At 65.8% G+C, this 12,473-nt stretch carries 11 protein-coding genes; 5 read left to right on the forward strand and 6 right to left on the reverse strand.

From position 1 onward, the window contains the following. Window positions 1-56 precede the first annotated feature (56 nt). From rplQ to GTK09_RS22905, 5 genes are all read right to left on the reverse strand, one after another. Entirely contained in the window at window positions 57-479 is a 423-nt protein-coding gene (gene rplQ / locus GTK09_RS22885) for a 50S ribosomal protein L17 (protein WP_163465729.1), read from the reverse strand. 157 nt (window positions 480-636) lie between these two features. Continuing rightward, entirely contained in the window at window positions 637-1,674 is a 1,038-nt protein-coding gene (locus tag GTK09_RS22890) for a DNA-directed RNA polymerase subunit alpha (RefSeq protein WP_163465730.1), read from the reverse strand. A 205-nt stretch (window positions 1,675-1,879) separates the two neighbouring features. Further along, on the reverse strand, window positions 1,880-2,269 hold the full coding sequence (gene rpsK / locus GTK09_RS22895; protein WP_083594541.1) for a 30S ribosomal protein S11: 390 nt from the start codon (window positions 2,267-2,269) through the stop codon (window positions 1,880-1,882). A 174-nt stretch (window positions 2,270-2,443) separates the two neighbouring features. After that, complete coding sequence (gene rpsM / locus GTK09_RS22900) at window positions 2,444-2,812, reverse strand: 30S ribosomal protein S13 (RefSeq protein WP_163465731.1); 369 nt, start codon at window positions 2,810-2,812, stop codon at window positions 2,444-2,446. A gap of 271 nt (window positions 2,813-3,083) precedes the next feature. After that, window positions 3,084-3,533 carry a GatB/YqeY domain-containing protein gene (locus GTK09_RS22905; RefSeq protein ID WP_163465732.1) on the reverse strand — a complete coding sequence of 150 codons (450 nt, stop codon included), beginning with the start codon at window positions 3,531-3,533 and terminating at the stop codon, window positions 3,084-3,086. Between the two features lie 348 nt (window positions 3,534-3,881). Between GTK09_RS22905 and carA the strand changes: the two genes are divergently transcribed. The 5 genes from carA to GTK09_RS22930 all read left to right on the forward strand — a co-directional run bounded on the left by carA (window position 3,882) and on the right by GTK09_RS22930 (window position 11,640). After that, window positions 3,882-5,069: a glutamine-hydrolyzing carbamoyl-phosphate synthase small subunit gene (gene carA, locus GTK09_RS22910; RefSeq protein WP_163465733.1), complete on the forward strand. Its 1,188-nt coding sequence runs from the start codon at window positions 3,882-3,884 to the stop codon at window positions 5,067-5,069. A 651-nt stretch (window positions 5,070-5,720) separates the two neighbouring features. After that, window positions 5,721-6,008 (forward strand): helix-turn-helix domain-containing protein, encoded by a 288-nt coding sequence (locus tag GTK09_RS22915; RefSeq protein WP_163465734.1) that lies wholly within the window; start codon window positions 5,721-5,723, stop codon window positions 6,006-6,008. A 192-nt stretch (window positions 6,009-6,200) separates the two neighbouring features. After that, entirely contained in the window at window positions 6,201-9,707 is a 3,507-nt protein-coding gene (carB, locus tag GTK09_RS22920; RefSeq protein ID WP_163465735.1) for a carbamoyl-phosphate synthase large subunit, read from the forward strand. A gap of 214 nt (window positions 9,708-9,921) precedes the next feature. Beyond that, entirely contained in the window at window positions 9,922-10,395 is a 474-nt protein-coding gene (greA, locus tag GTK09_RS22925) for a transcription elongation factor GreA (protein ID WP_163465736.1), read from the forward strand. A gap of 192 nt (window positions 10,396-10,587) precedes the next feature. Continuing rightward, window positions 10,588-11,640 (forward strand): glycosyltransferase family 4 protein, encoded by a 1,053-nt coding sequence (locus GTK09_RS22930; protein ID WP_163465737.1) that lies wholly within the window; start codon window positions 10,588-10,590, stop codon window positions 11,638-11,640. On the opposite strand, the gene GTK09_RS22935 is transcribed toward GTK09_RS22930, so the two are convergent. Beyond that, on the reverse strand, window positions 11,610-12,473 hold the full coding sequence (locus tag GTK09_RS22935) for a glycosyltransferase family 25 protein (protein WP_163465738.1): 864 nt from the start codon (window positions 12,471-12,473) through the stop codon (window positions 11,610-11,612). The two genes, GTK09_RS22930 and GTK09_RS22935, sit on opposite strands and share 31 nt — an antisense overlap.

Consider the following 12,473-nt stretch of genomic DNA (forward strand, 5'->3'; position numbering starts at 1 on the left):
AAAAAAAGGGGAGCCGAAGCCCCCCCTGACAAGTCATTCGATACGGCGCTTGCGGCTTATGCCGCTTCCTCGCCGCCTTCGGCTTCGAGCCGAGCGCGGTCGGCGGCGCCGCGCGCATCCGGGTCCCGGTCGACGAATTCGATGACCGCGAGCGGGGCGTTGTCGCCGCGCCGGAAGCCGGCCTTGAGCACTCGGCAATAGCCACCCTGGCGCTCGGCATAGCGGGCGGCCAGCGTGTCGAACAGCTTGGCGGTGGCCGCGTCGTCCTGCAGGCGCGAGCCGGCGATACGGCGGGCGTGGAGATCGCCGCGCTTGCCGAGGGTGATGAGCTTCTCGACGATCGGACGCAGGTCCTTGGCCTTCGGAAGCGTGGTGATGATCTGCTCGTGCTCGATCAGCGAGGCCGCCATGTTGGCGAACATCGCCTTGCGGTGGCTGGCGGTACGATTGAGCTTACGGCCGCGATTGCCGTGACGCATGGGTTGGTTTCCTTCGAAAAAGCCGGCTTTTCGCCGTGGTCGGGATCTTTGCGTCCCTGCCGGACCGTCCGACAGGCCGCCGTTCCTTTGAATGATTCGCGTGCCGATACACGCATGCGCCCGGCCACCCCTTCCGGGGCAGCCGGGACGCTTTGGCTCAGTACTGGTCTTCGTAGCGCTTGGCGAGATCGTCGATGTTCTCCGGCGGCCAGGACGGCACCTCCATACCGAGGTGCAGGCCCATGGACGCCAGGACTTCCTTGATCTCGTTCAAGGACTTGCGGCCGAAGTTCGGAGTGCGCAGCATCTCCGCCTCGGTCTTCTGGATGAGATCGCCGATATAGACGATGTTGTCGTTCTTCAGGCAGTTGGCCGAACGGACCGAAAGCTCCAGCTCGTCGACCTTCTTGAGCAGCGCCGGGTTGAAGGCGAGCTCGGCGATCTGCTCGTCGGCGACGCCGCCGGCTGCGCCCGGACGAACGTCGCGCTGCGGCTCCTCGAAGTTGACGAAGACCGACAGCTGGTCCTGCAGGATGCGCGCCGCATAAGCGACGGCGTCCTCGCCGGAGATCGAGCCGTCCGTGTCGATCGTCATGGTCAGCTTGTCCTTGTTCAGGTCCTGACCCTCGCGGGTGTTTTCGACCTTGTAGGACACCTTCTTGACCGGCGAGAACAGCGAGTCGACGGGGATGAGCCCGATCGGCGCATCCTCGGCACGGTTCTGGTCGGCAGGGACGTAGCCCTTGCCGGTGTTGACCGTGAACTCCATGCGGATCTCCGCGCCCTCGTCGAGGGTGCAGATTTCGTGCTCGGGATTCAGGACCTCGATGTCGCCGACCGTCTGGATGTCGCCGGCCTTGACGACGCCCGGACCGGACTTGCGCACGACCATGCGCTTCGGTCCCTCGCCCTGCATGGAGATGTTGATCTCCTTGACGTTCAGGACGATGTCGGTGACGTCCTCGCGGACGCCCGGGATCGAGGAGAATTCGTGCAGGACGCCGTCGATCTGGACGGCCGTCACCGACGCGCCGCGCAGCGACGACAGCAGGACGCGGCGAAGCGCGTTACCGAGCGTCAGGCCGAAGCCGCGCTCGAGCGGTTCGGCAACGAGCGTCGCCCGGGTGCGGCTGTTCTCGTTCTTGAAGACAAGCTGGTTCGGCTTCGTCAGCTCTTGCCAGTTGCTGGAAATCATGGGTGGATGCCTCTCAGTTTCCTCGCCACCATCCAATCGTGGCGATAGGTCTGATGCCGGTCGCCCGCCAGCACGTGCCGGCAGGGCCTTCCGGAAACTCGAACAGCGGAGCGCTTCGCGCTCCGCCCTTGCACTGGCCGCATGACGGCCGGGTCTTCACCACGCGCAACGGCGCGGCCAAGCGGCGCGCCGTTGCGAGACGGCCTCAGACGCGGCGCTTCTTGCGCGGCCGAACGCCATTGTGCGGGATCGGCGTCACGTCACGAATCGAGGTGATGGTGAAGCCGGACGACTGCAAGGCGCGCAGCGCCGATTCGCGGCCGGATCCGGGCCCGCAGACCTCGACCTCGAGGGTGCGCATGCCGTGCTCCTGCGCCTTCTTGGCGCAATCCTCGGCGGCGATCTGCGCCGCGAAGGGGGTCGACTTGCGCGAGCCCTTGAAGCCCTGCGCACCGGCCGAGGACCAGGCAATGGTGTTGCCCTGGGCGTCGGTGATGGTGATCAGCGTGTTGTTGAACGTCGAGTTGACGTGCGCCACACCCGACGAGATATTCTTGCGCTCGCGGCGGCGAACGCGTTGGACTTCCTTGGCCATTCAAACTTCCTGTTCGATCTCGACACCGCCGTAATTCCGGCGGCTCCACCTGCAGCGCCGAATGGCGCCGCGACGTCGGGAACGGATACGACGACGCCCCGACCGGGCGAACGACCCCATCCCCGAACGAAAGCGGGCGCGCGGCGAGTTGCCGGCGCCCGTTCCCGCAAAAGCTTACTTCTTCTTGCCGGCGATCGCCTTGGCCGGACCCTTGCGGGTGCGGGCATTGGTGTGGGTGCGCTGCCCACGGACCGGCAGGCCGCGGCGATGACGCAGGCCGCGGTAGCAGCCGAGGTCCATCAGCCGCTTGATGTTCATCGCGATCTCGCGGCGCAGGTCGCCCTCGACGTGGTAGTCGCGGTCGATGATCTCGCGGATCTGCAGCACCTCGGCGTCGCTGAGCTCGTTGACGCGACGATCCTCGGTCAGGTTCGCCTTCGCCATGATCTCGCGGGCGAAGGACGGACCGATGCCGTGGATGTACTGCAGCGCGATTACAGCGCGCTTGCCGGATGGGATATTGACGCCAGCGATACGGGCCACGTCGCTTCTCCTACAATGTCATGGCAGGCCGTGAAGCCCGCTTTCCTGTTGGGCAATGCGCCCGATCGTTCACGCGGGGGCTTTTATGGCCGAAAACAGCCGGCCGGTCCTCGTTCGAGCCCCGTGCCAGCCGCAAAAATCGCGAATGGGCTGCGTATAGGGAGTCGCGGCGGGCAAGTCAACTGGGGCGACACCGCGCGAACGGCCCCGAAGCGCCGGCTTCCTGCCGGCTTCGCAGGTGCTTCGGCAGCCTCGGATGGAAGCGTCCTTGTCAGCGCAAGAGGCCCTTCACCACGGTGGAGGCTTTGCCGAAGTCCATCTTGCCGGGATAGCGCTCCTTGAGCTTGTTCATGCATCGGCCGACGTCGCGCAGGCTCTTCGATTCGGTGTCCTCGACGGCCTTGCGGCAGGCCAGCTCGATCTCGCCCGGGTCGAGTTGCGGAGGAAGGAACTCGCGGATGATGGCGATTTCCTCACGCTCCTGCTCGGCCAGTTCCAGGCGCCCGTTGTCCTCGTAGGTCCGCGCCGATTCCTCGCGCTGCTTGATCATCTTGATGAGGATGTGCAGCACCTCCTCCTGGCTCACCGGATCGCGGCCGGCGGTCCGGTTGGCGACGTCGCGGTCCTTGATCGCGGTGGTGATCAGCCGCAACGTCGAGATGCGGCGCTTGTCCTGCTGTTTGACTGCGGCGTTGAGAGCGTCGGAAAGATGCTCGCGCATGATTGCCTGACTTTCGAGTTCGGTTGACGGCGCGACTGACGAGCGCGCTGGCGTTGACGTAGTGCAATACTTGTAGAGGACCGACGTAAAGGTCCAATCGCGTTTCGAGCGACGCAACGCTGTGAACGAAACGGGGGGATGTCGCCTGTTTGCATCGGGTCTGCCGGGGTCGGCCCGGCGCCTCGACGCTCTTGCTCGTCGGCACCGGCTGCATGTAAAGACGCCCAAGACTTAGCGCAAGATGTCTTGCCTCCGCCTGACGCGCACCTGATATGTGCAGTCTGTGACGGTGCGCACCGCGCGAAACCGCTCGCAACATCAGCAGCATACGACCCGAAAGGAACGACCATGACCGGCGAAGCCTGGACTGAGCGCAGGACGACGGCAGTGCTCGTCCTTGCCGATGGAACGGTGATCGAGGGATTCGGCGTCGGCGCCGAAGGAGCGATCGAAGGCGAGGTCTGTTTCAACACCGCCCTCACCGGCTATCAGGAAATCCTCACCGATCCCTCCTATGCCAAGCAGATCGTCACCTTCACCTTCCCGCATATCGGCAATGTCGGCGCCAATCCCGACGACCACGAGGACCTCACCCCGGCCAACTCCCATGGCGCGGTGGGTGCGATCTTCCGGGCCGACGTCACCGCCCCGTCGAACTATCGCTCGGCCGGTCACCTCGACGCCTGGCTGAAGACCCGCGGCGTCATCGGCCTGTCCGGTGTCGACACGCGGGCACTCACTGCCTGGATCCGCGACAACGGCATGCCCAACGCCGTCATCGCCCATTCGGCCGCCGGCGAGTTCGACATCGAGGCCCTGAAGGCCCGTGCGAAGGCCTGGCCTGGGCTCGTCGGGCTCGATCTCGCCAAGGAGGTCGCCGTCGGCCAGTCTGCAGCCTGGAAGGAAGCGCCGTGGATCTGGGATGCCGGCTATGCCGAGATGGCCGAGCCCCGCTACAAGATCGTCGCCGTCGACTACGGCACCAAGCGCAACATCCTTCGGCTGATGTGCGGCCATGGCGCCGAGGTGATCGTCATGCCGCCGACGGCGAGCGCCGAGGAGATCCTCGCCCACCGGCCCGACGGTGTCTTCCTGTCGAACGGCCCGGGTGATCCGGCGGCGACCGGCGAGTACGCCGTGCCGACGATCCGCAAGCTGATCGAGGCCGAGGTGCCGCTGTTCGGCATCTGCCTCGGCCACCAGCTGCTGGCGCTGGCGCTCGGCGCCAAGACCGAGAAGATGCACCAGGGCCATCACGGCGCGAACCATCCGGTGAAGGATTATACCACGAACAAGGTCGAGATCGTCTCGATGAACCATGGTTTCGCCGTCGCTTCGAACAGCCTGCCGGCCGGCGTCGAGGAAACCCACCGCTCGCTCTTCGACGGAACGAACTGCGGCCTCAGGCTGTCGGGCAAGCCGGTCTTTTCGGTCCAGCATCACCCCGAGGCCTCGCCCGGCCCGCAGGACAGCCACTACCTCTTCCAGCGCTTCTTCGACATGATCGAGGAAAGCCGGTCGAAGAAGGCCGCCTGATCAAGGCAGCTCGAGCGGTCCTTCGCGGCACGTCGGCCCGTCCGATTGGGCCGGCAGCAAACCGAAACGAAACCGGCGCCGGGGAGACATCTCCAGCGCCGGTTTCGTTCGTTTTCCGTGGTCTCCTGCGTCGCCGTCAGGCGAAGCGGAGCAGTTTCATTGCTCGCTTCCAAAACGACTTGACGCCGCAGCTGAACGTCGCGTGTCGATGCAGATCGTCCCGTCCGCGGTCACCGCCGTAAGAAGAGCGGCCGACCAGAATATCCGCCAACATGGCAGCTCACCCTTTCTCTGTTTGCCATAACATCGATGACGTTATGGTAGAAAACCTGCGCGAGCATGAATTCTCCATACGTCACGATGGGAGAATGTGCACCATGTGCGCATCCGTCAAGGGCGACCAGCGCACTATGTGCGCATTTTGCAGCGCACCTCGTGCGTTTTTTCTTGGCCGGCGCTCACATTCCGAGTAGGGGGGATCATACGCAATCACCGACAAGCGCGGGCGTTGCGGCCGGGCCGCCGGTTCGATCACCGCGCCGCCCCGACCAACGCGGATGGGCAAGCGGCAGGATCACAGTGCCGTGAAGTGGCCACGGAGTTCTGCTCCAGTGGTTTCGAAGGAAGAGACTGTAAGGCGTCGAGAGCGATATGACCCCCGAGACTTTCAAGGATTGGCGCAAGCGCCTCGGCCTCAAGCAGAAGGAGGCCGCCGACAAACTTGGCCTGAAGAAACGCGTCATCCAATATTACGAAAAGGGTCACCGCGACGGGAAGACGGTGGAGATCCCGAAGAACGTCGAGCTGGCCTGCGTCGCGCTGGCGCTGGGACACGAGCGATATGACGCGGCGCTTCTGAGACAGGCTCCCCCCGAGGCGGACCCCGAAGACGACGGATCGGACGGAAAAGGCTCGGCCGCAACGCCTCCCTCCCCATAAAAGACCGCAGATCTGAAGCACGAAGGCCGTACCGGCCTGTCGCTCTGCGCCAATTCGCCGTTTCCGTCCCCGACCCCTTTCGCCGTCCGTCCACCTTCCCTATAAGCCGGCCTCAGCCTCTCGATTGCCAGCCCGTCCGGCCGCCCGCCTGTCTGCGCGCCGGGGCTTTGGCATGCACCGGAAGACCACGCGATGCCCAAACGCACAGACCTCAAATCGATCCTCATCGTCGGCGCCGGCCCGATCATCATCGGTCAGGCCTGCGAGTTCGACTATTCGGGCACCCAAGCCTGCAAGGCGCTGCGCGAGGAAGGCTACCGGATCATCCTGGTCAACTCCAACCCGGCGACGATCATGACCGATCCCGATCTCGCCGACGCCACCTATATCGAGCCGATCACCCCGGAGGTCGTCGCCAAGATCATCGCCAAGGAGCGGCCGGACGCGATTCTGCCCACCATGGGCGGCCAGACGGCGCTGAACACGGCCCTGTCGCTGCGCCGCATGGGGGTTCTGGAGAAATACGGCGTCGAGATGATCGGGGCCGATGCCGACGCCATCGACATGGCCGAGGACCGCTCGCTGTTCCGCGAGGCGATGGCGCGGATCGGTCTCGAAACGCCTGCGTCGCGGCTCGCCAACGCCAGCGAGGCCAAGGCCGCCGACCGCGCCGCCCATGAGGCGAAGAAGGCTGCGCTTTCGAACGAGATCGCCGATCCGGCCGAGTTGGAGGCCCGCCTCGCCGCCCTCGAACTGGAGTGGCAGCACGGCGAGGGCGAGCGCAAGCAGCGCTACATGGGCCGGGCGCTCGCCGCCGCGGCCGAGGCGCTGGAGGACGTCGGCCTGCCGGCGATCATCCGCCCCTCCTTCACCATGGGCGGCACCGGCGGCGGCATCGCCTACAACCGCTCGGAATTCTTCGAGATCGTCGAGACCGGGCTCGACGCCTCGCCGACCACCGAGGTGCTGATCGAGGAATCCGTCCTCGGCTGGAAGGAGTTCGAGATGGAGGTGGTCCGCGACAAGGCGGACAACTGCATCATCGTCTGCTCGATCGAGAACATCGATCCGATGGGCGTCCACACCGGCGACTCGATCACCGTCGCCCCTGCCCTGACGCTCACCGACAAGGAATATCAGGTGATGCGCAACGCCTCGATCGCGGTCTTGCGCGAGATCGGCGTCGAGACCGGCGGCTCCAACGTGCAGTTCGCCGTCAATCCCGACACCGGCCGCCTCGTCGTCATCGAGATGAACCCGCGTGTGTCGCGCTCCTCGGCGCTGGCCTCCAAGGCCACCGGCTTTCCGATCGCCAAGGTCGCGGCCAAGCTTGCCGTTGGCTACACGCTGGACGAACTCGACAACGACATCACCGGCGGCGCGACGCCGGCCTCCTTCGAGCCGTCGATCGACTACGTCGTCACCAAGATCCCGCGCTTTGCCTTCGAGAAATTCCCCGGCGCCTCGCCGATCCTGACGACGGCGATGAAGTCGGTCGGCGAGGTGATGGCGATCGGCCGCACCTTCGCCGAGTCTCTGCAGAAGGCCCTGCGCGGCCTCGAGACAGGCCTCACCGGCCTCGACGAGATCGAGATCCCAGGCCTTGGCACAGACGGCGACACCACCGACGACAAGAACGCCATCCGCGCCGCCATCGGCACGCCGACGCCGGACCGCCTGCGCATGGTCGCCCAGGCGATGCGCCTCGGCATGTCGATCGAGGACATCCATGCAGGCTGCAAGATCGATCGCTGGTTCCTGGCGCAATTGAAGGCGATCGTCGACACCGAAAAGAAGATCGCCGCGCTCGGCCTGCCGGAGGATGCGAGCAATCTGCGGCTCTTGAAGGCGATGGGCTTTTCCGACGCGCGCCTCGCCAGCCTGACAAAGAAGCGGCCGAAGGAGGTCGCGGAACTGCGCAACCGGCTGGGCGTCCGGCCGGTGTTCAAGCGCATCGACACCTGCGCCGCCGAATTCGCCTCGCCCACACCCTACATGTACTCGACCTACGAGCGGCCCTTCGCCGGCTCCCTGCGCACGGAGGCAGAGGTCTCCGACAGCAAGAAGGTCGTCATCCTCGGCGGCGGGCCGAACCGAATCGGCCAGGGCATCGAGTTCGACTATTGCTGCTGCCATGCCGCCTTCGCCCTCAAGGATGCGGGGCTGGAAGCGATCATGATCAACTGCAACCCTGAAACCGTCTCGACCGACTACGACACCTCGGATCGGCTGTATTTCGAGCCGCTGACGGCTGAGGACGTCATCGAGATCATGAAGGCCGAGCAGGAGCGCGGCGAGCTCGTCGGCGTCATCGTCCAGTATGGCGGCCAGACGCCGCTGAAGCTTGCCGAGGCGCTGGAAAAGAACGGCATCCCGATCCTCGGCACCGCCCCTGACATGATCGACCTCGCCGAGGACCGCGACCGCTTCCAGAAGCTGCTGACCAAGCTCGACCTGAAACAGCCGAACAACGGCATCGCCTTTTCCGTGGAACAGGCGAGGCTTGTCGCCGCCGAGATCGGCTTCCCGCTGGTCGTGCGCCCGTCCTACGTGCTCGGGGGCCGGGCGATGCAGATCATCCATTCCGAGACGATGCTGCAGAGCTATCTGCTCGACACCGTCCCCGGCCTCGTGCCGGAGGACATCAAGCAGCGCTATCCGAACGACAAGACCGGCCAGATCAACACGCTGCTCGGCAAGAACCCGCTGCTCTTCGACAGCTATCTCGCCGACGCCATCGAGGTCGACGTCGACTGCCTCTCCGACGGGAAGAACAGCTTCGTCGCCGGCATCATGGAGCATATCGAAGAAGCCGGCATCCATTCCGGCGATTCGGCCTGCTCGCTGCCGGTGCATACCCTGTCGAAGGAGACGACCGACGAGCTCGCCCGGCAGAGCGAGGCGCTCGCCCGCTCGCTGCATGTCGGCGGGCTGATGAACGTCCAGTTCGCCATCAAGGACGGCGAGATCTACGTCCTCGAGGTCAATCCCCGGGCCTCGCGCACCGTACCCTTCGTCGCCAAGACGATCGGCCGGCCGATCGCCAAGATCGCCGCCCGCATCATGGCCGGCGAGAGCCTGGAAGCTGCCTTCGACCACTATGGCGGCAAGCCGGACACCCACAATGTCCGCCACATCGCGGTCAAGGAGGCGGTGTTCCCCTTCGCCCGCTTCCCCGGCGTCGACACGCTGCTCGGCCCGGAGATGCGCTCCACCGGCGAGGTGATGGGGCTCGACTACGACTATTCGATCGCCTTCGCCAAGGCACAGCTCGGCGCCGGCGTCGACCTGCCCCGCGACGGCACAGTGTTCGTCTCGGTCAAGGATTCCGACAAGGAGCGCTGCCTGCCGGCGGTGCGCCGCCTCGCCGAGCTCGGCTTCCAGGTGCTGGCGACAGGGGGCACCCAGCGCTTCCTCGTCGCCAACGCCATCCCGGCGACGAAGATCAACAAGGTGCTGGAAGGCCGCCCGCACATCGAGGACGCGATTCGCAACCGCCAGGTCCAGCTCGTCCTCAACACCACGGAGGGGGCGAAGGCGCTGTCGGATTCGCGCTCGCTGCGTCGCGCCGCGCTGATCCACAAGGTGCCGTACTACACCACCCTCGCGGGCATGGTGGCGGCCGCCGAAGCGATCGCTGCGCTGAAGAAAGGCAATCTTGAAGTTCGTCCGCTTCAGTCGTACTTTATTCCCGCCTGACGCTGTCGGGCGCCTGACGGACGGGCGTCTCAGGCAATCTCAAGCGGTCCGACACTAATGCTGGTCCGGAACGGCGGCGCCGTTCGGGGCTGGTTTCGTATTGTGCCGAGGGCGTCATCCTCGGCTAACTGTGTGCAGAACGACTTCGCTGCATGCGCGAAGTCCGTGAAAAATTGACTCCGCGCCGTGCGCGAAGTCCGGAAAGGTGGAGGCCATGGAAAAGGTCCCGATGACGAGTCGCGGTTTCGAGGCGCTGCGGGAAGAGTTGCGTCGTCGCCAACAGGAGGAGCGCCCGCGGATCATCGCGGCGATCTCCGAGGCGCGCGCTCACGGCGACCTCTCCGAGAACGCCGAATATCATGCCGCCAAGGAAGCCCAGAGCCTCAATGAGGGTCGCGTCGCAGAACTCGAGGACCTGACGGCCCGCGCCGAGGTGATCGATCTGTCGAAAATGTCCGGTGACCGGATCAAGTTCGGCGCCACCGTCAAGCTCGTCGACGAGGACACCGAGGAAGAGAGGCGCTACCAGATCGTCGGAGATCAGGAAGCCGACGTGAAGCAGGGCAAGATCTCGATCTCCTCGCCGATCGCCCGGGCCCTGATCGGCAAGACCGAGGGCGACACCGTCGAGGTCGCCGCTCCCGGCGGCGCCCGCTCCTACGAGATCCTCGAGGTCAGCTGGCAGTAGGCAGCGGCTCCGTCTTCTGGACGTGTTCCCTGGGGATTTCGAGTAGGATCCCGACGGGAGCACGTCCGGCAAACTGAAGCACGGGATCGATTTCGACGAGCCGAAGACGCTCTTCGACGATCCATCTCCTCGAATGCGATACGCAGTCGCAAGACGAACCACGAGACGTCCAACTCGGCTGATCTGAGCTGCTTGCCCGAACTCGCTGAAATCACCGTCATCGCGCCGAACTTCAAGCGCCGGCTCTCGGGCGTCACCTCGACGATCGTCCAGCTGGTGCCGCTCCAGGCCCGCTCGCTCGGCATCGCGACCCTCGGCCCCGGGCTGCCGGACGCCCTTCCGAAGCTCTCCTGGTGCGACCTGCCGAAGCTCTGGCGGCGGCCGACGGGCCGGCCGTTCCGGATCTGGCACGCCCGGCGCAACCCCGAGATGCTGGCGGGAGTCGTCCTGCGCGACGTGCTGCGCATGCCGCTCCGGCTTCTCTTCACCTCCGCCGCCCAGCGTCACCACACTGCCTGGACGCGCTTCCTGATCTCCCGGATGGACGCGGTGGTCGCCACCAGCGAGCGCAGCCGCGCCTATCTGACGGTCCCGGCGCGGGTCGTCATGCACGGGATCGACTGCGAACGGTTCCGCCCGGATGGCCCGATGCCCTCGGGCCCGCTGGCCGAACGCCTCGCCGGCCACAGGATCGTCGGCTGCTCCGGCCGCATCCGCCACCAGAAGGGCACCGACCTCTTCGTCGAGGCGATGATCTCGCTTCTGCCCGACCATGCCGGCTGGTCGGCCGTGATCACCGGACGCGCCACCTCGGACAACGAATCGTTCGCCGCCGATCTGAAGCGACGGATCGATGGCGCCGGCCTCGCCGAGCGGATCATCTTTGCCGGCGAGGTCGACGACATCGCCGCCTGGTTCCGCCGCTTCGACCTCTATGTCGCGCCGCCGCGCAACGAAGGCTTCGGCCTCACCCCGCTGGAAGCCATGGCAAGCGCCACGCCCGTCGTCGCCAGCGACGCCGGCGCCTTTCCCGAGCTGATCGTCGAGGGCGTCACCGGCCGGGTCGTTCCCGCCGGAGACGCGGGCGCCCTCGGCTCCGCGATCGCGCCTTATCTCTCGGGCGATGCCATGCGCGAGGCCGCCGGCACCGCCGGGCTCCAGCACGTCAGACGGAACTTTCCCCTGAAGCGGGAGGTAGGACAGTTGGGCGAGGTCTACGAAGCGATCTGGGCTTCGGTGCGATAGCTCGCCAGCTTTGCGTCCAGCGACTGTCGCGAGATCGGCAGCACGGCGCGAAATGCTTCTTCGTCGAACCACGCCGGCCGGAACTCTGCGTCGGCGAGACGGCGAAGCTGGACCAGGCCCAGCCGCCCTTGCGTGATCAGCCGGCGCACGCCGTAGCCGATGTTGGCAGGCGTCGTGGGCAGGCGCTTGCGCGGAAGCTGGATCGACGTCGTGGTGGACAGACCGACCTCGAACCCACGCGCTTCGAGGAGATGCACCTGCATGGTCGCCGCCGGCTCGATCTGCGCGGCCCTGAGACGGCAGACACCGAACATGAAGGCGTCGACCGGCGCCGTATGGGTGTCGGCGCGGGCGAGCAGCTGCCGCGCCCCCTGCGGCGAAATCCAGTAGGCGCCCGCCCCGGCCTTGTCGCGCAGGACTTCCGCCAGCCGAAGCCGGCCGATCGTTTCGATCCGGCCCTTGCGGAAAAATTTCCGTCGACCGAAACTCTCCAGATTGACGAGGTCGTAGCCGCTCTGCGCCACGGTCTGGACCGCCTCGACGAAATGAGCCGCGAACACCGTATCGTCTTCGAGGACGATCACCCCGTCCGGGCTTTGCGCCGCCTTTTCCCAAAGCGTCTTGTGCGAGAGAAAGGCCGCGACTTCCGGCCGCGTGATCGGCCGTTCCCAGCGCGTCGACAGCCGCTCGAAGGTGGCCTCGTCAATACCAGTGGCCTCGCAGGCCTTCAGCCGGGTCAGCGGGATGCCGAAGGACTCCGCCTGCACCTCCATGAGCGCCCGGCGGTCACGGGCCGCGTCGAGATTGATGTAGCAGATCTCCGGCGTCGCCAT

Source organism: Jiella pacifica, from assembly GCF_010500815.1.
GTDB lineage: Bacteria > Pseudomonadota > Alphaproteobacteria > Rhizobiales > Rhizobiaceae > Jiella > Jiella pacifica.

Bases quoted from the DNA above. Each gene is read 5' to 3' on its own strand.
- rplQ (WP_163465729.1), bottom strand. From the start codon at position 479: ATGCGTCACGGCAATCGCGGCCGTAAGCTCAATCGTACCGCCAGCCAC.
- GTK09_RS22890 (WP_163465730.1), bottom strand. From the start codon at position 1,674: ATGATTTCCAGCAACTGGCAAGAGCTGACGAAGCCGAACCAGCTTGTC.
- rpsK (WP_083594541.1), bottom strand. From the start codon at position 2,269: ATGGCCAAGGAAGTCCAACGCGTTCGCCGCCGCGAGCGCAAGAATATC.
- GTK09_RS22905 (WP_163465732.1), bottom strand. From the start codon at position 3,533: ATGCGCGAGCATCTTTCCGACGCTCTCAACGCCGCAGTCAAACAGCAG.
- carA (WP_163465733.1), top strand. From the start codon at position 3,882: ATGACCGGCGAAGCCTGGACTGAGCGCAGGACGACGGCAGTGCTCGTC.
- GTK09_RS22915 (WP_163465734.1), top strand. From the start codon at position 5,721: ATGACCCCCGAGACTTTCAAGGATTGGCGCAAGCGCCTCGGCCTCAAG.
- carB (WP_163465735.1), top strand. From the start codon at position 6,201: ATGCCCAAACGCACAGACCTCAAATCGATCCTCATCGTCGGCGCCGGC.
- greA (WP_163465736.1), top strand. From the start codon at position 9,922: ATGGAAAAGGTCCCGATGACGAGTCGCGGTTTCGAGGCGCTGCGGGAA.
- GTK09_RS22935 (WP_163465738.1), bottom strand. From the start codon at position 12,473: ATGGCGACGCCGGAGATCTGCTACATCAATCTCGACGCGGCCCGTGAC.